23 protein-coding genes and 1 other RNA gene are annotated in these 24388 nt (G+C 66.9%); 14 read left to right on the top strand and 10 right to left on the bottom strand.

The window, feature by feature from the left end; translation table 11 throughout:
* Positions 1-8: 8 nt before the first annotated feature.
* The 8 genes from ACLD0W_RS03870 (at position 9) to ACLD0W_RS03835 (ending at position 6716) form a co-directional block, all read left to right on the top strand.
* Positions 9-1022: a type I glyceraldehyde-3-phosphate dehydrogenase gene (locus tag ACLD0W_RS03870; protein WP_410306182.1), complete on the top strand. Its 1014-nt coding sequence runs from the start codon at positions 9-11 to the stop codon at positions 1020-1022.
* A gap of 66 nt (positions 1023-1088) precedes the next feature.
* The gene (locus ACLD0W_RS03865) at positions 1089-2252 is read left to right on the top strand and encodes a phosphoglycerate kinase (protein ID WP_410306181.1); all 1164 of its coding nucleotides are present in this window, start codon (positions 1089-1091) and stop codon (positions 2250-2252) included.
* Positions 2253-2283: 31 nt separating this feature from the next.
* Positions 2284-3348, top strand: coding sequence for a class II fructose-bisphosphate aldolase (gene fba, locus ACLD0W_RS03860; protein ID WP_410306180.1), 1065 nt, complete (start codon positions 2284-2286; stop codon positions 3346-3348).
* A 116-nt stretch (positions 3349-3464) separates the two neighbouring features.
* Positions 3465-4100, top strand: coding sequence for a TetR/AcrR family transcriptional regulator (locus ACLD0W_RS03855; RefSeq protein WP_410306179.1), 636 nt, complete (start codon positions 3465-3467; stop codon positions 4098-4100).
* A gap of 162 nt (positions 4101-4262) precedes the next feature.
* Entirely contained in the window at positions 4263-4649 is a 387-nt protein-coding gene (locus ACLD0W_RS03850) for a hypothetical protein (protein ID WP_410306178.1), read from the top strand.
* Between the two features lie 192 nt (positions 4650-4841).
* On the top strand, positions 4842-5795 hold the full coding sequence (locus ACLD0W_RS03845; protein ID WP_410306177.1) for an alpha/beta hydrolase: 954 nt from the start codon (positions 4842-4844) through the stop codon (positions 5793-5795).
* Positions 5796-5815: 20 nt separating this feature from the next.
* Entirely contained in the window at positions 5816-6115 is a 300-nt protein-coding gene (locus ACLD0W_RS03840) for a hypothetical protein (protein WP_410306176.1), read from the top strand.
* A 211-nt stretch (positions 6116-6326) separates the two neighbouring features.
* The gene (locus ACLD0W_RS03835) at positions 6327-6716 is read left to right on the top strand and encodes a hypothetical protein (protein ID WP_410306175.1); all 390 of its coding nucleotides are present in this window, start codon (positions 6327-6329) and stop codon (positions 6714-6716) included.
* A 63-nt stretch (positions 6717-6779) separates the two neighbouring features.
* Here the strand turns inward: ACLD0W_RS03835 and ACLD0W_RS03830 are convergent, their stop codons facing one another.
* Positions 6780-10076 (bottom strand): Ig-like domain-containing protein, encoded by a 3297-nt coding sequence (locus ACLD0W_RS03830; RefSeq protein WP_410306174.1) that lies wholly within the window; start codon positions 10074-10076, stop codon positions 6780-6782.
* A gap of 255 nt (positions 10077-10331) precedes the next feature.
* Positions 10332-10985 (bottom strand): ribose-5-phosphate isomerase RpiA, encoded by a 654-nt coding sequence (gene rpiA / locus ACLD0W_RS03825; RefSeq protein WP_410306173.1) that lies wholly within the window; start codon positions 10983-10985, stop codon positions 10332-10334.
* 121 nt (positions 10986-11106) lie between these two features.
* On the opposite strand from rpiA, the gene ilvA reads away from it, so the two are divergent.
* The gene (gene ilvA, locus ACLD0W_RS03820; protein WP_410306802.1) at positions 11107-12624 is read left to right on the top strand and encodes a threonine ammonia-lyase, biosynthetic; all 1518 of its coding nucleotides are present in this window, start codon (positions 11107-11109) and stop codon (positions 12622-12624) included.
* A 375-nt stretch (positions 12625-12999) separates the two neighbouring features.
* The gene (locus ACLD0W_RS03815; protein WP_204431385.1) at positions 13000-13149 is read left to right on the top strand and encodes a hypothetical protein; all 150 of its coding nucleotides are present in this window, start codon (positions 13000-13002) and stop codon (positions 13147-13149) included.
* Here ACLD0W_RS03815 and ACLD0W_RS03810 read toward each other — a convergent pair.
* The 4 genes from ACLD0W_RS03810 to ACLD0W_RS03795 all read right to left on the bottom strand — a co-directional run bounded on the left by ACLD0W_RS03810 (position 13130) and on the right by ACLD0W_RS03795 (position 14548).
* On the bottom strand, positions 13130-13711 hold the full coding sequence (locus tag ACLD0W_RS03810) for a 5-formyltetrahydrofolate cyclo-ligase (protein ID WP_410306172.1): 582 nt from the start codon (positions 13709-13711) through the stop codon (positions 13130-13132). The two genes, ACLD0W_RS03815 and ACLD0W_RS03810, sit on opposite strands and share 20 nt — an antisense overlap.
* 83 nt (positions 13712-13794) lie before the next feature.
* Positions 13795-13980: non-coding RNA, 6S RNA (gene ssrS, locus ACLD0W_RS03805), on the bottom strand.
* A 35-nt stretch (positions 13981-14015) separates the two neighbouring features.
* Positions 14016-14336 carry a cell division protein ZapA gene (locus ACLD0W_RS03800; protein WP_410306171.1) on the bottom strand — a complete coding sequence of 107 codons (321 nt, stop codon included), beginning with the start codon at positions 14334-14336 and terminating at the stop codon, positions 14016-14018.
* Positions 14333-14548: a TIGR02449 family protein gene (locus ACLD0W_RS03795; protein WP_161382493.1), complete on the bottom strand. Its 216-nt coding sequence runs from the start codon at positions 14546-14548 to the stop codon at positions 14333-14335. Before ACLD0W_RS03795 ends, ACLD0W_RS03800 begins: the two co-directional genes overlap by 4 nt.
* Before the next feature lie 179 nt (positions 14549-14727).
* On the opposite strand from ACLD0W_RS03795, the gene ACLD0W_RS03790 reads away from it, so the two are divergent.
* The 4 genes from ACLD0W_RS03790 to ACLD0W_RS03775 are packed head-to-tail and all read left to right on the top strand — an operon-like array spanning position 14728 to position 19095.
* On the top strand, positions 14728-15309 hold the full coding sequence (locus tag ACLD0W_RS03790; RefSeq protein ID WP_410306170.1) for a UPF0149 family protein: 582 nt from the start codon (positions 14728-14730) through the stop codon (positions 15307-15309).
* A gap of 44 nt (positions 15310-15353) precedes the next feature.
* Entirely contained in the window at positions 15354-16676 is a 1323-nt protein-coding gene (pepP, locus tag ACLD0W_RS03785) for a Xaa-Pro aminopeptidase (RefSeq protein WP_410306169.1), read from the top strand.
* Positions 16673-17842, top strand: a complete 1170-nt coding sequence (locus ACLD0W_RS03780) for an FAD-dependent monooxygenase (RefSeq protein WP_410306168.1) — start codon at positions 16673-16675, stop codon at positions 17840-17842. Before pepP ends, ACLD0W_RS03780 begins: the two co-directional genes overlap by 4 nt.
* 20 nt (positions 17843-17862) lie before the next feature.
* Entirely contained in the window at positions 17863-19095 is a 1233-nt protein-coding gene (locus tag ACLD0W_RS03775) for an FAD-dependent monooxygenase (protein ID WP_410306167.1), read from the top strand.
* 10 nt (positions 19096-19105) lie between these two features.
* On the opposite strand, the gene ACLD0W_RS03770 is transcribed toward ACLD0W_RS03775, so the two are convergent.
* Genes ACLD0W_RS03770 through ACLD0W_RS03755 form a run of 4 tightly spaced genes read right to left on the bottom strand, consistent with a single transcriptional unit; the run spans position 19106 to position 24333 of the window.
* On the bottom strand, positions 19106-19339 hold the full coding sequence (locus tag ACLD0W_RS03770) for a formate dehydrogenase subunit delta (protein WP_410306166.1): 234 nt from the start codon (positions 19337-19339) through the stop codon (positions 19106-19108).
* A gap of 10 nt (positions 19340-19349) precedes the next feature.
* On the bottom strand, positions 19350-22247 hold the full coding sequence (fdhF, locus tag ACLD0W_RS03765; protein ID WP_410306165.1) for a formate dehydrogenase subunit alpha: 2898 nt from the start codon (positions 22245-22247) through the stop codon (positions 19350-19352).
* Positions 22241-23797 (bottom strand): formate dehydrogenase beta subunit, encoded by a 1557-nt coding sequence (locus ACLD0W_RS03760; protein WP_410306164.1) that lies wholly within the window; start codon positions 23795-23797, stop codon positions 22241-22243. Before ACLD0W_RS03760 ends, fdhF begins: the two co-directional genes overlap by 7 nt.
* Positions 23797-24333: a formate dehydrogenase subunit gamma gene (locus tag ACLD0W_RS03755; RefSeq protein WP_410306163.1), complete on the bottom strand. Its 537-nt coding sequence runs from the start codon at positions 24331-24333 to the stop codon at positions 23797-23799. Before ACLD0W_RS03755 ends, ACLD0W_RS03760 begins: the two co-directional genes overlap by 1 nt.
* Positions 24334-24388 lie beyond the last annotated feature (55 nt).

The raw sequence follows: 24388 nt of genomic DNA, 5'->3' as shown, positions 1-24388 counted from the left end.
CGGGGCCCATGATCAACGTGGCAATCAACGGCTATGGCCGTATCGGCCGGTCGTTCGTGCGTGCCCTGGCCGAGCGCGAGGCCGCCGGCGGGCGGCCACCGTTCCGCCTGGTGGCGATCAATGACCCGGGCCGCGCCGAGGACCTGCTGTACCTGACCCGCTATGACACCACCCACGGTCGCCTGGCGGCGCCGGTGACCCTGGAGGACGGCTGCCTGCGCATCGGCGGGCAGGCGCCCCGGCTGTTCAGCGAGACGCGCCCGGAGGATCTGCCCTGGGGTGAACTGGGCGTGGACCTGGTGCTGGAATGCTCCGGCCATTTCCGTGGCCACGCCGACGCCAGCCGCCACCTGAGCGCCGGCGCCGGGCGGGTGATCATCGGCGCGGTGCCCTTCGACCGGGCCGACCAGACCATCGTCTACGGCGTCAATCACCGGGACCTGGACCCGGGCAGCCGGGTGCTGTCGGCGGCCTCCTGCACCACCCATTGCGTCGCCCCGCTGCTGGCGGCGCTGGACCGGGAGTTTGGCGTGCGTCAGGCGCTGATGAAGGAAATCCACGCCTACACCTCGGACCAGACCCTGCTCGACCACGTACACCGGGACCCGCGCCGGGGCCGGGCCGGGGCGCAGAACATCATTCCCACCACCAGCAGCGCCATCAAGGCGGTGCAGGCGGTGCTGCCGGCGCTGGCGGGCCGCATCGACGGCCACTCCATCCGCGTGCCCACGCTCAACGTGGCGATGGTGGAGCTGACCCTGCTGCTGGGCCGCACGCCGACCCCCGGTGACCTGAACCCCTGGCTGCGGGGCCTGTCCCAGGAACAACCGGAACTGATTGGTTACAATGACGAGCCGCTGGTCAGCGTGGACTTCAACCACCGGCCGGAATCCGCCGTGATCGACGCCACCCAGACCCGGGTGCAGGGCGACATGGTGCAGGTGGTGGCCTGGTACGACAACGAGTGGGGGTACGCCAACCGCCTGCTCGATTGGGTGACGAGTCTGGCGTCGGACGCCTGACGAACTATTTCGACCGCGAGTGTGCGCCACCCGGGAGCGGTGGTTTTCTACGAGGTAAGAGGAATCATGAATTTCAAACGCATGACCGACCTGGATCTGCAAGGGAAACGGGTGCTGATCCGCGAAGACCTGAACGTGCCGGTCAAGGACGGCAAGGTGACCAGCGACGCCCGCATTCGCGCCTCGCTGCCGACCATCGAGCAGGCGCTGAAAGCCGGTGCCCGGGTCATGCTGCTCTCTCACCTGGGCCGCCCCACCGAGGGCGAGTACGAAGAGCAGTACTCGCTGAAGCCGGTGGCCGAGCACCTGGGTGAGTTGCTCGGCCGTCCGGTGCCCTTGGTCAAGGACTGGCTCGACGGCGTGGACGTGGAGCCGGGCCAGGTGGTGCTGTGCGAGAACGTGCGCTTTCTCAAGGGCGAGAAGAAGGACGACGAGGCGCTGGCCAAGAAAATGGCGGCCCTGTGCGACGTCTATGTGATGGACGCCTTCGGCACCGCCCATCGCGCCCAGGCCTCCACCCATGGCGTGGCCCGCTTCGCGCCGGTGGCGTGCGCCGGCCCGCTGCTCGCCAATGAACTGGACGCGCTCAGCAAAGCGCTGCTGGAACCGGCCAAGCCGCTGGTGGCCATCGTCGGCGGCTCCAAGGTGTCCACCAAGCTGGAGGTGCTGGACGCCCTGGCTGATAAGGTGGACCAGCTGATCGTGGGCGGTGGCATCGCCAACACCTTCCTGGCCGCCGCCGGCCATCCGGTGGGCAAGTCCCTGTGCGAGCACGACCTGATCCCGGCGGCGAAAAAGCTCGCCGAGAAGGTCCACATTCCGCTGCCGGTGGACGTGGTGGTGGCCAAGGAATTCGCGGAATCCGCCGAAGCCACCACCAAGACGGTGGACGAAGTGGCCGACGACGACCTGATTCTGGACGTGGGCCCGCAGACCGCCCATGTGTTCGCGGCGCTGATGAAGGAAGCCCGCACCATCGTCTGGAACGGCCCGGTGGGCGTGTTTGAATTCGACCAGTTCGGTGAAGGCACCAAGGAGCTGGCGGAAGCCATCGCCGACAGCGAGGCGTTTTCCATCGCCGGCGGCGGCGATACCCTGGCGGCGGTGGACAAGTACGGCATCGCCGACCGCATCAGTTACATTTCCACCGGCGGCGGCGCCTTCCTGGAATTCGTGGAAGGCAAGACCCTGCCGGCGGTGGCGGTCCTCGAGGAACGGGCCCGGGACTGAAATCCAAACGGACAACCAGAGGGAAAACATCATGGCTCTGATCAGCATGCGTCAATTGCTGGACCACGCCGCCGAGCAAGGCTACGGCGTGCCGGCGTTCAACGTGAACAACCTGGAACAGATGCGCGCCATCATGGAGGCCGCCGACCAGACCAATTCCCCGGTGATCGTGCAGGCCAGCGCCGGTGCCCGCAAATACGCCGGCGCCCCCTTCCTGCGCCACCTGATCCTGGCCGCCGTGGAGGAGTTCCCGCACATTCCGGTGGTGATGCACCAGGACCACGGCACCAGCCCCTCGGTGTGCCAGCGCTCCATCCAGCTGGGCTTCTCCTCGGTGATGATGGACGGCTCCCTGGGCGAGGACGGCAAGACCCCCACGGACTATGACTACAACGTGGAAGTGACCCGCCGCACGGTGGAAATGGCGCACGCCTGCGGCGTGTCCGTGGAAGGCGAGCTGGGCTGCCTGGGCTCCCTGGAATCCGGCCAGGCCGGCGAAGAAGACGGCATCGGCGCCTCCGGCACCCTGACCCACGAGCAGATGCTCACCGACCCGGAAGAAGCGGCGGAGTTCGTCAAGGCCACCAAGGTGGACGCCCTGGCCATCGCCATCGGCACCAGCCACGGCGCCTACAAGTTCACCCGGCCGCCCACCGGTGACATTCTCGCCATCGAGCAGATCAAGGCGATCCACGCGCGCATCCCGGACACCCATCTGGTGATGCACGGCTCCTCCTCGGTGCCCCAGGACTGGCTGAAGATCATCAACGAGTACGGCGGCGAGATCCCGGAGACCTACGGCGTGCCCGTGGAAGAGATCCAGGAAGGCATCAAGCACGGCGTGCGCAAGGTCAACATCGACACCGACCTGCGCCTGGCCTCCACCGGCGCCATCCGCCGCTTCCTGGCCAACAACACCGCCGAGTTCGACCCGCGCAAATACCTGAAGGAATCGGTGGCCGCCATGCGCGACATCTGCGTGGCCCGCTATGAAGCCTTCGGCACCGCCGGCAACGCGGACAAGATCAAGCCGATCAACCTGGAAGACATGTTCGGCCGCTACGAAACCGGCGAACTGGACCCCCGCGTTAAGTAAACCCCCCGGCTCACCTGACAAGAGTGGGCCCGGCGACCGCCGGGCCCACTCTTGTTATTACTCCTGTGATCTGTAACTCTTTCCCTCCGACCCACGGCGGACCCAGGAGTAACAGAATGAGCGCAACCAAGGACAAAGCCGGCGCCGACACCCCCGGCCAGCGCGGCCCCGCCGACCATGAGCGCCGCGAGCAGATCCTGGCGGTGGCCGACGACCTGTTCAAGGCGCACGGCTACCGCAAGACCTCGGTCACCGACATCGCCCGCGAGATCGGCGTGTCCGGGGCCTACCTGTACAAGTTCTTCGACTCCAAACAGGCCATTGGCGAGGCGGTGTGCGCGCGCGCCCTGAGGTCCATGGACGACGCCCTGCGCGCGGTGGTGGAGCGCGACCAGCCGGCCACCCAGCGTCTGCGCGATATGCTGAAAACGCTGGTGGAGGAGGGGCTGAGGCTGTTCCTGAAGGAGCGCCGCATGCACGATATCGTGGTGGTCTCCATTGAAAACCAGTGGGCGGTCACCGAGGAGCACAACCAGGCGGTCTACGACGCCATCAAGCGCATCGTCTCCGACGGCCGCGAAAGCGGTGAGTTCGAGCGCAAGACTCCCCTGGACGAAGTGTGCATGGCGATCCGCATCACCGCCGCCGCCTACGCCCATCCGGTGCTGCTCAACCGGCTCGGCGACACCGATGAAATGGAAGCGAAACTGTCCGCGGTCACTAATCTGATCCTGCGCAGCCTGGCGCCCTGAGCCGATACCGGCCGGCTATGACGTCGATAGTTTTTACCTGGAAGGTTATAAGTTGACAGAACTGTAACTTGTAACCATACTGGCACCATCAAGCGTGGGAGGCCAGACACAGAGCGGTCCCGCCACGCGAAGGGAAACTCCCGAATCCGTGAGGTAAGGACCATGAAGAAAGCACTGATGATTCCGTTCGCCATCGCCGCCCTGAGCGCCGCCCCCCTGAGCTTCGCCCAGGCCAACGACTACCTGGCCCAGCGCCAGAACCTGGACAGCCCGGCGCACATCCAGGCGGTTGCCCGGCAGGCCATCGCCCAGGGTGAACAGGCCCGCGCCACCGGCCAGACCCAGGGCCAGGCCCGCGACTACCTGGCCGAGCGCCAGGACCTGGACCAGGGCGCCGCCATCGCCGACGCCTACCGCGATATCCAGGACCAGCAGGCCGTGGTGAAAGCGGAAGGCAATCCGGAAGGCGTCCGCGCCGACTACCTGGATGAGCGCCGCAGCCTGGACAACCAGGATCACATCCAGCGGGTACTGTTCGGTCAAAGCTGAATTCGAGTGCGCTGATTCGAATAGCTGATTTTCGAGGCGGATTGCGCCTCCGGGTTTTACCCCCCCCCCCTCGCCCCGGCCCCCCGCCGGGGCTTTTTTTATGGATCGCGGGCTTTATGGATGGCGGGCCGGCTTTTTTTTCCGGGCGCCGTGCGCCTATGATCAGGGTCCGATTGATTGACTGAAGCCGTCATGCCGTTTCCTTTTACCCGCGACGAAATCCTGCAGCACTGGCAGCCCCTCAACTGGGAAGCCTTCGACCCCCTGGATGAAAGTTCGCAACGCTATGCCCGCTATTACGGCATCGATTTCGACGCCCGCCTGCCGGAGCTGCAGCACGGGTTCGGCTACTTCGAGGCCGCCGGACACACCATCAGCGTGCATGCCTGGCGGCCGCCGGCGCCGCGCGGCACGGTGCTGATCTGCCATGGCTACTTCGACCATGTGGGGCTCTACCGGCACATCATCGGGCATGTGCTGCAACGGGGCTACGCGGTACTGGCCTACGACCTGCCGGGGCACGGCCTCAGTTCCGGGCCGCGCGCCGCCATCGACGACTTCCGTATCTATCGGGAGGTGCTGGAGCAGTGCCTGTCGCTGGCGTCCAACCATTTTCCCCGCCCCTGGAACGTGATCGGCCAGAGCACCGGTGGTGCCATCATCATGGATTACCTGGTGCACCACGGCTTTGACCGGGACGACAACCCGTTCGCCAACATCATCCTGCTGGCGCCACTGGTGCGGCCGTTCAAATGGGGCACCGCCCGCTGGCTGCACACCCTGGTGAAGCCCTTCGCGCGCTCCATCAAACGGGTGTTCACGGTCAACTCCGGCGACCCGGACTTTCTCGATTTCCTGGAGAACAAGGATCCGCTGCAGGACCGGCGCCTGCCGGCCCGCTGGGTCACCGCGTTGAAACGCTGGTTGCCGGGCTTCGAAGCGGCGGACCGGGTCAAGATCTCGCCGGTGGTGATTCAGGGCGACCAGGACGAAACCGTGGATTGGCGCTATAACCTCAAGGTGATTCGTGCCAAATTCGAGGATCCGGACATTCATATGCTGCCCGGCGCGCGCCATCATCTGGCCAACGAGCGGGATGAATTCCGGCGCAAGATCTTCGCCATCATCGACCGTTACCTGGGCTGAAACGCCAACGGGAGAGTGCCATGAAAACGATCACCGGAACCGCCCTGGCGGCCGCCTTGCTGGCCGCCACCACACTGGGGACGCCGGCCCTGGCCGCCGCTGACGAGGCCCTCGACGACAATGTGCGACAGCGTCAGCAGTTCGAGCGGGAGCGGGTCGAGGACCTGCGCGAGCGCACCCGCGACCAGACCCGGGAGCACCGCCAGATCATGCGTGAGCGCATCGACCGCATCGATCAGGACGCCCGCCAGCGCAATGACCGGATTCGTGAACAGTCGCAACGGCCCTTTGGTGCCCCCGGTTCTGTAAAAGAACATTAATTTCCCCGCGTCGGCGGCCGGTTTTCACTTAAAAATTGCGTATTCCACACCATGTTATGCGATACATTGTCATGGCCCGGTCACCTATACTGATCCGGGCACGACAAAAATCGTGACACCGCCGTGCAGTAGCCGAGGGGACGACGAATCGCCTTCGGAACATCGGAAGGAACTGTTCAGGCTTCTTAAAGCCGAGGCTAAGGAGAGGACCATGAAAAAGACGTTGCTTGTTTCCGCTATGTTGTCCATTTCCGGCGCGCTGATGGCGCCGGTCGCGCTGGCGCAGAACACCAATATCGACAGCCAGGAGCACATCAGCAAGGAATACCAGAAGGCCATGGAGAACGAGCGCCAGGCCCAGGAAATGAACAAGGCCGGCGACCCGGAATACCGCCAGGAGCGCAAGAACATCGACTCGCAGGAAAACATCAGCGAGGAGTACCGCGAGGCCATGAAGAACGAGCGTGAAGCCGCCGAGCGCAAAGGCTCGGGCATGCAGAACGACGCCCGTCAGCACCTGGAAGAGCGTAAGAACATCGACTCCCAGGAAAACATCAGCGAGGAATATCGTAAGGCGATGGAGAACGAGAAGAAGAAATAACCCTTCTCTCGTCAACCGGAAGGGGCCCCGTTCGGGGCCCCTTTTTTGTGGGCGGGATCCAGGCTATTCCTGGATCGATTTGCTCTGGTAGCTCAGGTTGATGCCGCCCACCGGAATGGTCAGGTTCACCTTGCCACCGGGGAGCACCTGCGCGGCGGTGATGTCCAGGGTCACGTCCTTGGCCTGCTGGTTCTCCAGGGCGATGAACAGCCGGCCGTCGGGCAGGAAGTCCAGGGTGCCTTCCAGGGTGATCTGGTCGATGGGCAGGCTTTTCACGTTGTGGTCCAGGGTCGGCGGCAGGGTCAGCGCCGGCGCGTCGAACAGCAGATCGAACTGGATCACGAAGCGCGGCGGGTCGCCGGCGGCCGGGTTGTCACCGGGCAGGATGTAGCCCACCGGCGCCCGGGTACGGTTGCCGTTTTCGTCCGGCTCATAGCGCACCCGCATGATGTTCGGGCCGGTGGCGGTGGGCAGCGGAATCAGGCCCAGCTCGCCGAGCTGGCCGAGTACCGGTTCCTCCAGCCCCAGCAGGTCCAGCACATCGCCCAGGGTGTTGAGCACGCCATCGAGCACGCCGCCCAACAGCGGCAGGTCGCTCAGCGAGGTGTCGCCGTTGGTGGTGTCCACTTCCACGCCGATGATGGCGGTGGCGTCCAGATTGGTGAGCGCCACCGTGGTCGGGTAGACGCGCACCGCCACGCCGCCCTGGCCGCGGCTCAGCTCCGGCGGCAGGTCCGGTTCTTCCTCGTAGCCGAGGATGTCGGTGTTGAGGGCGCCGGCGATGTACAGCAGCCGCTGGGCGTTGCAGTCCTCCTGTTGGCCTTCGCCGTAGGGGGGCGCGCCGCCGAAGCCGCAGCCGGTGTTGGCGGCCACCACCAGGCCGTCGCCGCTGTTGCCTTCCCGGGGCAGGATGCGGGTGGCGTTGGAGGGCGTGGGGGCGTCGTTGTCGGTGATCGGTGATTCGCCCTCGTCCACGGCGAAGTTGGCGTTCACGTCCACGCTGGGCAGATTGCTCAGTTCCTGGAACACGTCCAGGTTGGCCGCCGCGCCCCGGAACACGATGTCCATGTCCGGGCCGCCGGCGGTGCGGTCGCCGCCCAGCAGCAGGGCGGTCTGCAGCGGCAGGCCGGCCTCCGAACAGAGCGCGTCGCCGACGCAGCCGCTGGTTTCCGAAGCCAGCGTATAGCGGTACAGCGCGCCTTCTTCCCAGGGCTGATCCGGCAGGAACGTGATGGCGCGCGGCTCGATCTGCAGCACCCCGGGCACGGTGCCCTGGCAGACGCCGCTCTGATCAATGCGCTCCACGCGCACGCCGCCGGTGCCACAGCTCTCGCCCAGGGTCAGGGTGGCCGGGTCCATGTTCTGCGAGAAGCGCACGCGGATCGGCCGGTTGGCGGGCATGGCGTCGATGGGCAGCCGGTCCAGGACCACCTGCTCACTGTCGGAACTGGACGACAGGCACACACCCTGGCTGCCCTGGCCGTTGAAGTCCGCCAGATTCAGCTCGTCGCTGCTGGCGCACGGGAAGCCCGGGAACACCACCATGGCGAAGGGACCGCGCACCACGCTGTCACCGTCCTCGGTTTCCACGTATTCCGGCAGTGAGAAGGTCAGGGTGTCGCCGCCGTTGATCCGATCGATGGGCTGCAGTGAATTGCCGGCCAGGTCGGTGATGCCGGAGGTGGCGGTCACCGCGTACTGCACGCCGAAGTTCACCGGGTCATCCGGGTGAATGATCAGGGCGTTGCCGTTGAGCCGCCAGGAGAACGGCTCGGTGGCGCCGCCCTTGGTGAGCCGCAGGGTGCCGTTCTCGGTGATGCTGAGCGGGTCCAGGGTTTCGTCGAACTGCAGCACGATGGGCTCGCCGGGCACCATGCGGTCGGCGAAGTCTCCGGGCTGCCAGGACAGGCGCAGCTGGCCGTTCTGGGTCACCGCCTGCAGTTGCGGGCCGGTATTGTCCTGCTCCGGTTCCGGGGCGTTGACCTGGTCCGCGTAGGATTCCATGCGGAAGCTGAGCAGGCCATGGTGGTTCTCGATGCCCAGCACCCGCGGTTCCACCACGGTCAGGGCGTCGGCGCGCAGCCGGCCGTCGCTGACGCTGGCCTGGCCGATCAGTTCCAGATGCACCAGGTGCTGGGTGAAGGCGCCGTTGGCGCGGGCGTCGGCGGTGGTGGTGGCCACGTCCATGAACAGGCGCAGATTACGCGGCGCGCTGACGTCGTTGGAGTTGGGGTTGGGGAACAGATAGCCGGTGGCGTCGGTGATCATTTCCACGGTCACCGCGCCGGAATCGAAGCCCACCGGCACCTGGCCGCCGATGAATACTTCCAGGGCATCACCCACCAGCCGCGAGCCGCGCGCCACACGCAGCGGCGTGACCTGGGGGAAGTTGGGCTGGAACGCCAGTTCGCCGAACACATTGCCGGTCTGCTTGGAGGCGGTTTGGTCCTGCAGCAGCGTGCCTTTCACCGGCACGCAGTTGATCGGCTCGCCGGTGAGCGGCGACAGGCGCACATTCTGGTCGAGGCAACCCAGGGTCGGATCCGCCGCCGGCACCTCGGTGACCAGCGTCGCCCGTTCACCGGTGGGCGAGGCGGTGTTGCGCGGTTGCACCTCCCGCTGGAACGGCTCGATGGTTTCGTCGAAGCGGCTGCGCAGGCCCTCCACGGTGAGCCGGTAGGTGTCGCCCGGCGTCATGTCCTGCAGCGGGTCCACGGTCAGGGCGTTGCCCTTGGCGATCAGCAGCGCCGGCACCAGCTCGTCACCGCGCATCAGTTTGACGGTGTCGCCGTACACCGCGCTGCTCTCGTCCAGCGGGTGGCTGGTACGCAGCCGGAACGAGGAAAAGTCCACGGTCATGAACTGCTCGTCGTCCGGGAAGATGCTGGCCACCTCGAACGCCGGGCTTTCCTGCTGCAGCGTCACCGGGCCTTCCAGCGCCGGGCGGGTGGTGAATTCCAGCACCCCGTCGTTGGGGAACACCACCTGGTCGCCGTTCAGCATCACGTCGCGCAGCGCCACCCCGTAATCGGTGATCGGGCGCAGTGCCTCTGTGGGCTGCAGCACCACCCCCCGTCCGTTGTCCACGGCGCGCAGGTCGAACTCCACCGGGTTGCCGTCGGCGTCGGTAAAGCGGAAGTTGGCCTTGGCGGCGTTCACCGGCGCGCCGAAGCGCAGCACCACCGGGGCGTTCGGCGCCACGTCCTGCTGCTGGTCGAGGGGGTACGAGTAATACAGCGCTTCGCTGCTGGTGGGCGAGCGCGGCGTCAGTTCGCCGCCGCCGCCTCCGCCTCCGCCGCCGCCACAGGCGGCCAGCGCCAGGGTGGCGCCAAGAGTGGCTACTGTCAGGGTAGGACGCATGAGAGCACCTCGTTATTGGACTTATCTCTGTTTAATTCATATGCAATTCATAAAACAAAAGCGGTGGCCTTTGCCGTATGAAAAAGGTTGGAAACCGTACGCGGAAATGGAGCAAGGTTGCGGAACGTAGCCGCGCGGTAGCACAACGTTACCGCACGGTAAAAGCGGGCGGGTGAAGGCCCGGGAGGAAGTCGTGAAGGGTCAAGCCGCGTGGTCGCGGGCGGTCAAACCGGGCCCGGCGGGCCCGGCACCGGTTCAGTAGACGGAGACGCCGCCGCCTTCGCCCACCAGCACCACGTCCGCCGGGCGGCGGGCGAACAGGCCGTTGGTGACCACGCCGGTGATGTTGTTGAGGGTGGTTTCCAGCTCGATGGGATTGAGAATATCCAGGTTGTGCACGTCCAGGATCAGGTTGCCGTTGTCGGTGACGAAACCCTCCCGGTACTCCGGTCGCCCGCCCAGGGCCACCAGCTTGCGCGCCACATGGGAGCGGGCCATGGGGATCACCTCCACCGGCAGCGGAAAGCGGCCCAGCCGCTTCACCTTCTTGGAGGCGTCGACGATGCAGATGAACTCCCGGGCCACCGCCGCCACGATCTTCTCGCGGGTGAGGGCGCCGCCGCCGCCCTTGATCATCTCCCGGTGTTCGTTGACCTCGTCGGCGCCGTCCACGTACACCGGCAGGCGATCCACGTCGTTGAGCTCCAGCACCGCGATGCCGTGGCCGCGCAGCCGCTCGGCGGTGGCCTCGGAACTCGCCACGGCGCCGCGGATGCGGTCCTTGAGCGCGGCCAGGCCGTCGATGAAATGGTTGGCGGTGGAGCCGGTGCCCACGCCCACCACTTCGCCTTCCACGACGTACTGAAGGGCCGCTTCGGCCACCTGTTTCTTGAGCGCGTCCTGATCCATGCGATCCATCCTCGTTGCGACGGCGGGATTATACGGCTCGGGAGCCGCCGCTCCAATGGACGCTCCCGCCCCCGGCCCCGTAAACTAGCGGTTTTACCCTTCCGGAAATTCCATGCCTGCGATGCTTGACCAATACGTGAAACGGATTCTCCAATCCCGCGTCTATGACGTGGCCCACGAAACCCCGATCCATGCCGCGCCGCTGATTTCCAAGCGCATCGGCAACCGGGTGTTGCTCAAGCGCGAGGATCTGCAACCGGTGTTCTCGTTCAAGCTGCGCGGTGCCTACAACAAGCTGGCGGCGCTCACCGACGCCCAGCGCGAGCGCGGTGTGATCTGCGCCTCCGCCGGCAACCACGCCCAGGGCCTGGCCCTGGCCGCCAGCGCCATGGGCGTGCGCGCGGTGATCGTGATGCCGCGCACCACCCCGGAGATCAAGGTCAAGTCGGTGCGCCAGCGCGGCGGCAAGGTGGTGCTGCACGGCGACGGTTTCGACGAGGCCCTGGCCCATGCCCGCAAGCTGGAAGAGAAGGAAGCCCTGACCTTCGTGCACCCCTACGACGATCCGGACGTGATCGCCGGCCAGGGCACCGTGGGCATGGAGATCCTGCGCCAGCAGAGCCGCGAACTGGACGCCATCTTCATCCCGGTGGGCGGCGGCGGCCTGGCCGCCGGCGTGGCCGCCTACGTGAAATACGTGCGCCCGGACGTGAAAATCATCGCCGTGGAACCGGAGGACGCCGCCTGTCTGAAGGCCGCCCTGGAGCGCAAGCGCCGGGTCACCCTGTCCGAGGTGGGGCTGTTCGCCGATGGCGTGGCGGTCAAGCAGATCGGCAAGGAAACCTACCGGGTGTTGAAGGACACCGTGGACGAGGTGATCACCGCCACCACCGATGAAATCTGCGCCGCCATCAAGGATTCCTTCGAGGATACCCGGGCGGTGTGCGAACCCGCCGGTGCCCTGGCCCTGGCCGGTCTGAAGAACTGGGTGCACAAGCACGGGGTGGAGAATCAGACGCTGGTGGCGATCCAGTCCGGCGCCAATGTGAACTTCGACCGGCTGCGGCACATCTCCGAGCGCTCCGAAGTGGGCGAGCAGCGCGAGGCGATCCTGGCGGTGACGATCCCGGAAAAGCCCGGTGCCTACCGGAATTTCCTGCAGGTGGTGGGGCGCCGCAGCATCACCGAATTCAACTACCGCTATGCCGGCGACCACGAGGCCAACATCTTTGTCGGCATCCAGATCCGCCCGGGTGGCACGGACCTTGCTCCTCTGCTGGAGGAGTTGCGCGAGGCCGGCTATCCGGTGGTGGACATGACCGGCAACGAGATGGCCAAGCTGCACATCCGCCATATGGTGGGCGGCCATACCTCGCGGCAGGACCTGGACGAGATGCTGTTCCGGGTGGAATTTCCGGAGCGCCCCGGCGCTCTGCTGAAGTTCCTGTTGTCGCTGGGCCAGAAGTGGAACATCAGCCTGTTCCACTACCGCAACCACGGGGCCGCCTATGGGCGGGTGCTGGTGGGGTTCCAGGTGCCGTTCGGGGACCGGGGCGACCTGCGCAAGGACCTGAAAAAGGTGCCTTACCCCATGGTGGAAGAGAGCGACAACCCGGCCTACCGCCTGTTTTTGAACTAAAACGGGGCAGGGCGGGTCCCAACTTCCGATACCTTTTCAAGGATGAGACGGTGCGCAGCGATGTGCGTATGCGGTGCCGTGAAGCTTGTGAGTTGGCCGGTAGTTTTGTTAAGAAGCGTGAGCATTGCCCTGTAACTGCTTGACCTCAGGGGCTTTTGCTGTTGAATTTTGACCTACGTCTCATTGTGTTACGAAAAAAATGTCGTACCATTTCAAGTCTTTCGCCCTTATAGGGCACGGGGATACGGGAAACACCGCATCGGTGTCACGGCGGCAGCCGGTCGGCGCCATACAAAGCGGGGTTCCGTTGAATACAGTACCGCGCCGCGGGACCGTTCCGGTCGCCGGCATCATCATTTGGGGATTCGCAGCGTAATGAAGAAAAAGCCCGACGCTCTCGTCGTTCTTGCTTTTGTTTTTGCTCTTGGGGTTCTGGTCAGCACGCTGACCCACGGCGGTAACGACGCCGATCTGGAACGGTTCGCCAATTCGGCGGGCGTGAAAGTCAGCGTCTCGAGTCCGTGACCACCTGATCCAGCGGCCGGTCCCACTCCGCTTCGTCGACACGGGGCAGCCGCTGGAACTCAAACGCCACACCGATCAACAGGGGACGCCGGGGCCGGCGTGCCAGGTCACTGAGTGCGCGGTCGTAAAAGCCGCCGCCCATGCCCAGGCGATGCCCCCGGTCATCGAACCCCACCAGCGGCACCAGGATCGCGTCCAGCGCCCAGGCGGCCCGGGCCCGCTCCCGCCGGGCCGGCTCGCCGATGCCGAAGCGGTTGGCGCGCAGCCGCCGCTGCCGCCGCCACAGCCGGAAATGCATGTGGCCCCGGTGCACCCGATCCAGCGCCGGCAGGTACAGCCGCGCCCCCTGGAAGCGGCCCGCCGTCAGCCCCGCCAGCGGGTCCAGCTCGCCATCCCCGGCCAGATACAACGCCACCTCGCCGAACCGCCGCGGGCCCAGCGCCCGGGACAGATTGCGCGCGAAGCGCCGCTGCGCCTGGCGCCGCTCGCCGGCGGGCACGGCACGGCGCCGCGCGCGCAGGGTTCGCCGCAGGGACGCTCTTGAAGGGTTGGAATGGCTCATGGAGGGAAGATGATCCGTGCAGCGTGCAGCGTGCAGCGTGCAGCGTGCAGCGTGCAGCGTGCAGCGTGCAGCTTGAATAAAGCGTGCCTCCCGAACCGCCGCTGCGGGTGTGGCCCTTGAACCGAAAGGTTCAAGGCGGGAACCTCAGGCTAATGCCCTCAGGCTTTCCGCTCGAAGGCGGACATGCGCACAGGCACGCCAATTCGATCCCCTTTGGGTAAAGCATCGGCTCAGGGACATAACCCGTCTGGCGCACGGTCCAGGAAGCACTTAAGGCGAAGTATAACAGGGAGGAACGGTACGGTCAGGGCTTGACAGACGTGGGCGTCTGGCTTTCCTCGAAGGCGCGGATTTCGTTTTCCAGCCGGCTCAGCAGACCTTCCACCCGGACATCGCTGTCCGCGTCGCTGTCCAGGTGCTCGCGGGCCTCCAGCAGTTCGTGGCTCATGTTCAGCGCCGCCATGATGGCGATGCGCTCCAACCCGATCACATTGGCCTGGCGCACCTCGCGCATCTGCTCGTCCAGATAGCGGGCCGCGCGCAGCAGGTTGTCCTGCTCGCCGGGCGGGCAGGCCACGCGGTATTCCTTGTCCAGCAGGTGAATCACCAGGGAGCTGCCGCTCATGAATCCTCCTGCTCCAGGGACCGAAGGCGGGTTATGATGGCTTCCACGCGGCTTTTCGCCAGATCGTTTTTCTTGATCAGCTGGGTACGCTCGTCGAGCAGACGGGTCTCCCGTTCGCGCAGCAGGCGATTCTCCTGACGCAGGTGCGCGGAAATCCGCAGCAGCTCGTCCACGCGGGCTTCCAGTTGCCGGAGTTGTTGGTCCGTCGTCATGGCAAATTGGTCGCTGTTCGCCTAATGTTACGCCCCTGGGTTAAGCCCTTGATCCGGGCTCCGTTCGCCGCCTGTTGACGGCTTTTTGTACTATAGGTGGGCCCCCCGATAGGGTCAACGAAATTCCAAGGCGCAAGAGACACTTAGCGCCTTTTTGCAAAGACTGACTGAAGAATCCGATGTCCGATCTGCCTGATTTTGAACGCCTCGCCCAGGCCGCCTCCGCCGCCGGTTTGGCCACCTCTCCCAGCGAGCTGCACGGGGTCATCTGCGGCCTGCTCGCCACCGGTCACGGCCAGGAGGACGCCACCCTGCTGGGCATCCTCTCCGCCCACGCGGAACAGCCCCAGGGCCTGGGCGCGGACCTGGGCGGCGACCTGATGGAATGGCGCGACGCCGCCCGCGAGGGATTCGCCGGCACCGGCCTGGAGCTGGTGCTGCTGCTGCCCGGCGATGAGGAAGAGCTGGGCCTGCGCGTGGCGGCCCTGGGCCAGTGGGCCGAGGGCTTTCTGGTGGGCTTCGGCACCGGCGCCGCCGGCATCAACGACAGCCAGCTGTCCCCGGGCGTCCAGGAAGCGCTCTCCGACCTGTCCGCGATCAGCCAGGTGAGCACCCCGGAGGACGACGACGAGGAGCAGGAACAACTGCTGGAGCAGGTCACCGAGCACTGCCGGGTGTCGGCACTGATGATCTACACCGACCTGGTGATGAAGCCCGCCGCCAAGCCGGACCAGGCGCCGTCCAAACCCACCCGGCACTGAGCCGCGCCCAGCCTCAATCGCTCGCTACCGTTGAAAGGAGCCCCATGAGCATTCGCCCCGAGGAATTCCAGCAGCGCCGCGCCGAACTGATGGCGCAAATGGAGCCCAACAGCATCGCCATCCTGGCCGCCGCCCCGGAACGCACCCGCAACCGGGACGTGCAGCACCCCTACCGCCAGGACAGCGATTTCTGGTACCTGAGCGGCTTCCCGGAGCCGGAAGCGGTGATGGTGTTGCTGCCCGGTCGCGAGCACGGCGAGTACGTGCTGTTCTGCCGCGAGCGTGACCGCTCCCGGGAAATCTGGGACGGTTACCGGGCCGGCCAGGAAGGGGCGGTGGCTGAGTACGGCGCCGACGATGCCTTTCCGATCAACGACATCGACGACATCCTGCCGGGGCTGGTGGAAGGGCGTAACCGGGTCTACTACGACCTGGGCCGCGACGCCGGCTTCGACCGCCGCCTGATGGGCTGGGTCAACGCCATCCGCGAACGGGTGCGCACCGGCGCCCAGCCCCCCGGCGAGTTCGTCGCCCTGTCGCACCTGCTGCACGACATGCGCCTGTTCAAGAGCAAGGCGGAGGCGGACCTGATGCGCCGCGCCGGCGTCATTTCCGCCGGCGCCCATGTGCGCGCCATGAAGGCGGTGCGCCCGGGCATGTATGAGTACCAGCTGGAAGCGGAATACCTGCACGAATTCATGCGCCACGGCGCCCGCAGCCCGGCCTATCCGAGCATCGTCGGCGGCGGCGCCAACGGCTGCGTACTGCACTACATCGAAAACAGCGCCGCACTGAAGGACGGCGACCTGGTGCTGATCGACGCCGGCTGCGAACTGGAAAACTACGCCTCCGACATCACCCGCACCTTCCCGGTGAACGGCACTTTCAGCGGCGAACAGCGCGCCCTCTACGAGCTGGTGCTGCGCTCCCAGTACGCCGCCATCGCCGACACCCACCCGGGCCACCACTGGAACGTGCCCCACGAAACCGTGGTGCGCATCCTCACCGAGGGCCTGGTGGACCTGGGCCTGCTCAAGGGCAAGGTGGACGACCTGATCGAGGAAATGGCCTATCAGCGCTTCTACATGCACCGCACCGGCCACTGGCTGGGCCTGGACGTGCACGACGTGGGCGATTACCGGGTGGGCGGCGAATGGCGCCAGCTGGAACCGGGCATGACCCTGACCGTGGAACCGGGCCTCTACATCGCCCCGGACGACGACACCGTGGAGGAACGCTGGCGCGGCATCGGCATCCGCATCGAGGACGATGTGCTGGTCACGAAAGACGGGTGCGAGGTGCTCACCGGGGATGTGCCGAAGGATATCGATGATATCGAGGCGCTGATGCGCGAGGCGCGCGCGTGAACGGCGACGCGCCGCTGATCATCGGCGGAGGCATGGCCGGGGCGGCGCTGGCGCTGTTGTTGCGCCACCATGGCACGCCGGCGGTGACGCTGGTGGAAAGCCACGCCATCGCCGCCGGCGAGCCGCCGGACACGCCTAGCTTTGATGCCCGCAGCACGGCGTTGTCCGCCGGCAGTCTGGCGACCCTGGCGGAACTGGGCTTGTTGGAAGCGGTGCTGGAGCGGGCGGCGGGCATCGAGACCGTGCATGTGTCGCGCCGGGAGCGGCTGGGCATCACCCGGCTGCACGCCGAGGAGCACGCCCTGCCACGGCTGGGCGCGGTGGTCGAGAACCGCTGGTTCGGCCATGTGCTGCTGCGCGCGGTGGAAGCGGATCCGGCCATCACCCTGTGCGCGCCGGCCCGGGTCACCGGCATTCGCCGCCATGAACACGGCTACACCGCCACCTTCGAGGACGGCGACACCCTGGACACGCCGCTGCTGATCGCCGCCGACGGCGCCCGCTCAGAGACCCGGGACTGGATGGGCATCACCGCCCGCCACGAGGACCTGGGCCAGGACGCCCTGATCGCCAACCTGGGGCTGGCGGAACCGCACCACAACGTGGCCTTCGAGCGCTTTCTGGACGACGGCCCCCTGGCGCTGCTGCCGCTGCCGGACCAGCGCCAGGCGCTGGTTTGGACCGGCCCCCGGGAGCAGGTGGACGCCTGGATGGCCCTGGACGACGACGCCTTCCTGGCCGCCCTGCGCCAGCGGGTCGGCGGCGCCGTGCCCCGGCTGGCCCGGGTCGGTGAACGGCACCGCTACCCGCTGATCCTCACCGAAGCCTGTGGCCAGGCGGTGCCGTTCGGTGTGGTGGTGGGCAACGCCGCCCACACCCTGCACCCGGTGGCCGGCCAAGGCTTCAATCTCACCTTCCGGGACCTGGCCCTGCTTGCCGAACGGGTCGGCGGCCAGCCCGACCCGGGTCGCCTGGACCGGCTCTCCGCCTGGGCCGCCGAACGCCGCCGCGACCAGACCGACATCGGCCAGGCCTCGCGCTGGCTGCCGGAACTGTTCCGCGTGCGCCACCCGCTGTTCGCCCACACCCGCCAGCTCGGTTTGCTGGCCCTGGACCTGTTTCCGGCGGCCCGCAAAAGCTTCGCCCGCCGGGCCATGGGGTTATGAGAATGTCAGACACACAGGCCATGAAAGAACCCTCCCACACCGACATCCTGATCATCGGCGGCGGCATGGCCGGGGGGCTGCAGGCGTTGTTGCTGGCGGAGCTGGGCTTCCGCGTGCGGGTGCTGGACGGCGCGCCGGCGCCGGCTTGGCCGGAGGGGCCGGCGGCGGCGCGGGTGTCGACGCTGAGCGAGGCCAGCCACTGGCTGCTGCGGCACACCGGCGTCTGGGAACGGCTGCGCCCGGAGCGGGTGCAGGGCTACACCTCCATGCGCGTGTGGGACCAGGACGGCACCGGCGAGGTGGCGTTCGACGCCGCCGACGCCGGCGCCGCGCACCTGGGCTGGCTGCTGGAAAACGACCATCTCACCGCCGCCCTGTACGACACCGCCCAACAACGGGACGCGCTGGATTGGCAATGCGACCGGCCGGCCACCGTCATCGAACGGGACGGCCGGCGCTGGCGGGTGGAGGCCGGTGGCGAGACCTTCACCGCCGCCCTGCTGATCGGCGCCGACGGCGCCCGCTCCCGGGTGCGGGAAAAGGCCGGCATCCCGGACGGGCTGCGTGACACCGGCCACCACGCCATCGTCTGCACCATCGAGACCGAGCGGCCCCACGGTGCCTGCGCCCGCCAGGTGTTCATGGATTCCGGGCCGCTGGCGTTGCTGCCGTTGTTCCCGGAAGAAAAAGGCGGCGATGGCCACCAGTGCTCCATCGTCTGGTCCGCCTGGCCACATCGGGTGGAAGAACTGATGGCCCTGGACGACCACGCCTTCGGCGTGGCCCTCTCACAGGCCAGCGGCAACGTCCTGGGCGCGGCCCGGCCGGTGAGCCGGCGTTTCGTGTTTCCGATCCAGGAGCGCCACGCCAGCAGTTATGTGGCACCGGGCCTGGCGCTGATCGGCGACGCCGCCCACGTGGTGCACCCGCTGGCCGGGCAGGGCATCAACCTGGGCCTGCTGGACGCGGCGGTGCTGGCGGAGGAACTGGGCCGCGCCCGGGAAGCGGGTGTGGCGGTGGATCACCCGGCGGTGCTGGCGCGCTACGAACGCCGCCGCCGCGCCGACAATCTGCTGATGCAGAACGCCATGCGCGGCTTCAAGCTGCTGTTCGAACGGCGGGAACTGCCGGTGCGCTGGCTGCGCAACAGCGGTCTGAACCTGGTCAACCGGCTGGCGCCGGCCCGGCAGGCGTTCATGCACCGGGCCCTGGGCCGCGCCGGGGATTTGCCCCGCACGGCGCGGGGGCGTTAGACGCCCCCACTCACCCCGCCGCGCGCACTTCCCGCAGCTTCTCCACCGCTTGCCGCGAGATCGGCGTCAGATCCTCGCCGCCGTCGTCGGCGTAGGCGAGGATCTGTTCCTTCATGCTGCGCGCCCAGAACTTCTGCAGGTGCGTGGCCACCTTGTCGGCGGCCTGTTCGTCGGTGGCGCCGTGCATATTGGCGCTGATCTGATTGACCATCTTCACCAGCTGGTCGAGACCCTGTCCGCTCATCGCTGTGTCCTCACTTGCCCATCGGCGCCGGTTCGTCGGCGCTGGCGTCCGCCCCGGCGTTCTCCAGGTAGTCCTTCTGGCGACGGTCGAAGTCCTGGAAATTCCGCTGCCATTGCGACGGCTGCGACACCTTCTCCACCTGCACCGCGGTGACCTTGTACTCGGGGCAGTTGGTGGCCCAGTCGGAGCTGTCCGTGGTGATCACGTTGGCGCCGCTGCCGGGATGGTGGAAGGTGGTGTAGACCACGCCGGGCTGCATGCGGTCGCTGATGCGGCAGCGCAGCACCGTGTGGCCCACGCGGCTGGACACGCCCAGCCAGTCGCCGTCGCGGATGCCGCGCAGCTCGGCGTCGCTGGGATGGATCTCCAGCACGTCCTCGTCGTGCCACTGGCTGTTGGCGGTGCGCCGGGTCTGCGCGCCCACGTTGTACTGGCTGAGAATGCGGCCGGTGGTGAGCAGCAGCGGGAAGCGCCGGGTGGTGCGTTCTTCGGTGGGCACGTATTCGGTGACCGCGAAGTGGCCCTTGCCGATGGGGAAATCCACCTCGTGCATGGTCGGCGTGCCGTCCGGGTGGCTCTCGTTACAGGGCCACTGGATGCTGCCCCGCTCTTCCAGTTTGCCGTAGCTGACGCCGGTGAAGGTGGGCGTGAGCAGGGCGATCTCGTCCATGATTTCGGACGGGTGCGAATAGTTCATCGGGTAGCCCAGAGCGTTGGCCAGCTCCTGGGTCACTTCCCAGTCTTCCTTGCCGGCCACCGGCGGCATCACCTTGCGTACCCGGTTGATGCGCCGTTCCGCGTTGGTGAAGGTGCCGTTCTTCTCCAGGAAGGTGGAACCGGGCAGCAGCACATGGGCGTACTTGGCGGTTTCGTTGAGGAAGATGTCCTGCACGATCAGGCAGTCCAGGCTGGTCAGCGCCGCCTGCACATGCTGAGTGTTGGGGTCGGACTGGGCGATGTCCTCGCCCTGCACGTACAGCGCCTTGAAGGTGCCGGCGATGGCCGAGTCGAACATATTGGGAATGCGCAGGCCCGGCTCGTCGTCGATTTTCACCTTCCACACCGCCTCGAAGCGGTCGCGCACCGCCGGGTCGGCCACGTGCTGGTAGCCCGGCAGTTCGTGGGGGAAGGAACCCATGTCGCAGGAGCCCTGCACATTGTTCTGGCCACGCAGCGGGTTCACGCCCACGCCCTCGCGGCCAATGTTGCCGGTGGCCATGGCCAGGTTGGCGATGCCCATCACCATGGTGGAACCCTGGCTGTGTTCGGTGACGCCCAGGCCGTAGTAGATGGCGCCGTTGTGCACCTCGGCGTAGGCGCGGGCGGCCTCGCGGACCTTGTCGGCGGCCACGCCGGTGACCGCTTCCAGGGCTTCCGGCGAATTGCGCTCTTCCAGAATGAACTGGCGCCAGGCGTGGTAGGCGTCGGACTCGCAGCGGGATTCGATAAAGGCTTTGTCTTCCAGGCCCTCGGACACCACCACGTGGGCCAGGGAATTGATCAGCGCCACGTTGGTACCCGGGCGCAGCGGCAGGTGCAGCATGCGCCCGCCATGGGGTGTTTTCAGCAGGTCGATGCGGCGCGGGTCGGCGACAATCAGGGTGGCGCCCTCACGCAGCCGGCGGCGCATCTGCGAGCCGAACACCGGGTGCGCGTCGGTGGGGTTGGCGCCGATCACCAGGATGGTGTCCGACTTCATCACCGAATCGAAGGTCTGGGTGCCGGCGGATTCGCCCAGGGTGGTTTTCAGGCCGAAGCCGGTGGGTGAATGGCACACCCGCGCGCAGGTGTCGGTGTTGTTGTTGCCGAAGGCGGCGCGGATCAGCTTCTGCACCAGGTAGGTTTCCTCGTTGGTGCAGCGCGAGGAGGTGATGCCGCCGATGCTTTCCCGACCGTACCTGGCCTGGGTTTCCTTCAGGCGCCGGGCGGAGAATTGAATCGCCTCGTCCCAGGACACTTCCCGCCACGGCTCGTCGATGGAGTCGCGGATCATCGGTGTCTTGATACGGTCCTTGTGGGTGGCGTAGCCGAACGCGAAGCGGCCTTTCACGCAGGAGTGGCCGTGGTTCGCGTCGCCGCCCTTGTAGGGCACCATGCGCACCAGCTGGTCGCCTTTCATCTCCGCCTTGAACGAGCAGCCCACGCCGCAGTAGGCGCAGGTGGTGACCACGCTGTGCTCCGGCACGCCCTGGTCGATCACGCTCTTTTCCATCAGCGTGGACGTGGGGCAGGCCTGCACGCAGGCGCCGCAGGACACGCACTCAGAGTCCATGAAGTCCTCATCCTGCCCGGCGGCCACCTTGGAGTCGAAGCCACGGCCGTCGATGGTCAGCGCGAAGGTGCCCTGCACTTCCTCGCAGGCGCGCACGCAGCGCGAGCAGACGATGCACTTGCTGGCGTCGAAGCTGAAATAGGGGTTGGAGTCATCGGTGGGGGCGTCCAGATGGTTGGCGCCCTCGAAGCCGTAGCGCACCTCGCGCAGGCCCACCGCGCCGGCCATGTCCTGCAGCTCGCAGTCACCGTTGGCCGGGCAGGTCAGGCAGTCCAGCGGGTGGTCGGAGATGTACAGCTCCATGATGTTGCGGCGCAGCTTGGCCAGCTTGCCGTTCTGGGTGGTCACCGCCATGCCGTCCGCCACCGGCGTGGTGCAGGACGCCGGGTAACCGCGCCGGCCCTCGATCTGCACCGCGCACAGCCGGCAGGAGCCGAACGCTTCCAGGTTATCCGTGGCGCACAGCTTGGGAATGGTGATGCCGGCCAGGGCGGCGGCGCGCATCACCGAGGTGCCCTCCGGCACGCTGATCTCCAGACCGTCGACGGTCAGGGCGACCTGTTTTTCGGACAGCCGGGCGGGGGTGCCCAGGTCACGGGAAAAAGCGTCCTTACGGGGATCGTAATAATTCAGCATGGCGAACCTCCACGGGATCGGGTCAGGTCGTCCGGAAAATGTTTGAGTACGCTCTGCACCGGGAACGGGGTCATGCCGCCCATGGCGCACAGGGAGCCGTCCACCATGGTGTCGCAGAGCTCACCGAGCAGTTCGAGATTGGCGGCCTGATTCTCGCCGGCGCGGATGCGGTCGATCACCTCCACGCCACGCACCGAGCCGATGCGGCAGGGCGTGCACTTGCCGCAGGATTCCACGGTGCAGAATTCCATGGCGAAGCGGGCCTGCTCGCCCATGTCCACGGTGTCGTCGAACATCACCACGCCACCGTGGCCCACCACCCCGCCGAAGGCGGCGAAGGCTTCGTAATCCATGGGGCTGTCCCACTGGCTTTCCGGCAGGTAGGCGCCCAGCGGGCCGCCCACCTGCACGGCTTTCAGCGGCCGGCCACTGCGCGTGCCGCCGCCGAAGTCCTCCATCAGCGCCCGCAGGGTGGTGCCGAAGGCCAGTTCCACCAGGCCGCCGCGCTTCACGTTGCCGGCCAGTTGAATGGCCAGGGTGCCCCGGGAGCGGCCCAGGCCGTAGTCGGCGTAGGCCTGGCCGCCCTGGTCGAGGATGAACGGCACCGCCGCCAGGGACAGCACGTTGTTGACCACCGTGGGCCGGCCGAACAGGCCCTGGATGGCGGGCAGCGGCGGCTTGGCGCGCACCATTCCGCGCTTGCCTTCCAGGCTGTCCAGCAGGGAGGTTTCCTCGCCGCAGATGTAGGCGCCGGCGCCCAGCCGCACTTCCAGATCGAAGCGCTTGCCGCTGCCGAGGAGGTCCTCGCCCAGATAGCCCGCCGCGTAGGCGCGCTCCAGGGCTTCATTGAAGATTTTTTGCGCCAGCGGGTACTCCGAGCGCAGGTAGATGTAGCCCTGGGTGGCGCCCACCGCCAGGCCGGCGATGGTCATGCCCTCGATCAGCATGTAGGGGTCGCATTCCATCACCAGCCGGTCGGCGAAGGTGCCGGAGTCGCCTTCGTCCGCGTTGCAGACGATGTACTTCTGGCCCGGCGGTTCGTCGTGCACGGTTTGCCACTTGATGGCGGTGGGGAAGGCGGCGCCGCCCCGGCCGCGCAGGCCGGAGGCTTTGACCTGGTCGATGATGCCCTGGCCGTCGAGAGTGAGCGCTTTCCTGAGGCCCTCGAAACCGCGCAGGCCGGTGTAGTCGTCCAGGGACAGCGGATCGGTGATGCCGATCCGCGAGAAAGTCAGCCGCTGCTGGTTCTTCAGGTAAGGAATGTCCTCGGTAAGGCCCAGGGCCAGATCGTGCTCCTGGCCGCCCTCGAACAGGCCGGCTTCCACCAGCGCCGGCACCGCCTCGGGGGTCACCGGGCCGTAGGCCACGCGGCCCTCCGGCGTGGCCACTTCCACCAGCGGCTCCAGCCAGAACAGGCCCCGGGAGCCGTTGCGGATCAGGTTCAGGTCCAGGCCCCGTTCATCGGCGGCCTGGCGCAGGGCATCGGCCACCCGGTCGGCGCCCAGGGCGCGGGCGGTGGTGTCGGCGGGGACGTACAGGGTCACGGTCATCACTTCACCTCCACCACGGTGGCGGACAGGTCGTCCACCAGGGCATCGAAGCGCGCCGGATCGACCCGCCCATGAATCTCATCGCCCACCCGAATGGACGGCCCGCAGGCGCAGTTGCCCAGGCAATAGACCGGCTCCAGGGTGAACTGCCGGTCCAGGGTGGTGCCGTGGTAGTCCACGCCCAGGCTGGCCTTGGCGTGCTGCTCCAGTTGCCGGCCGCCCACCGCCTGGCAGGCCTCCGCGCGGCAGATCTGCACCACATGGCGGCCCGCCGGCCGGGTGCGGAAATGGTGGTAGAAGCTGATGATGCCGTGCACCTCGGCGCGGGTATGGCGCAGGGTCTCGGCGATGATCGGCACCGCCTCGTCGGGGATATAGCCGAACCGATCCTGAATGGCGTGCAGGATCGGCAGCATGGCGCCGGGCTTGTGCTTGAGGGCGTCCACCTCGTCCTGAATCGCCTGCTGCGCCGGCGAAAGCGTGGCCAGGGCATTGGTGGACAGGACCTGCCCACCCTGGTTATTGTGCTTATACATATGAATAACCAATCCTAATTGTTTTGTCGGTCAACCGGCTTGTACAGCCTGTTTA

The sequence above is a fragment of the Alloalcanivorax sp. C16-1 genome (assembly GCF_046507805.1).
In the GTDB taxonomy this organism is placed as follows: Bacteria; Pseudomonadota; Gammaproteobacteria; order Pseudomonadales; family Alcanivoracaceae; genus Alloalcanivorax.
Note: the sequence above shows the minus strand (reverse complement) of the source record. Positions and strands in the feature narration are given on the sequence as shown.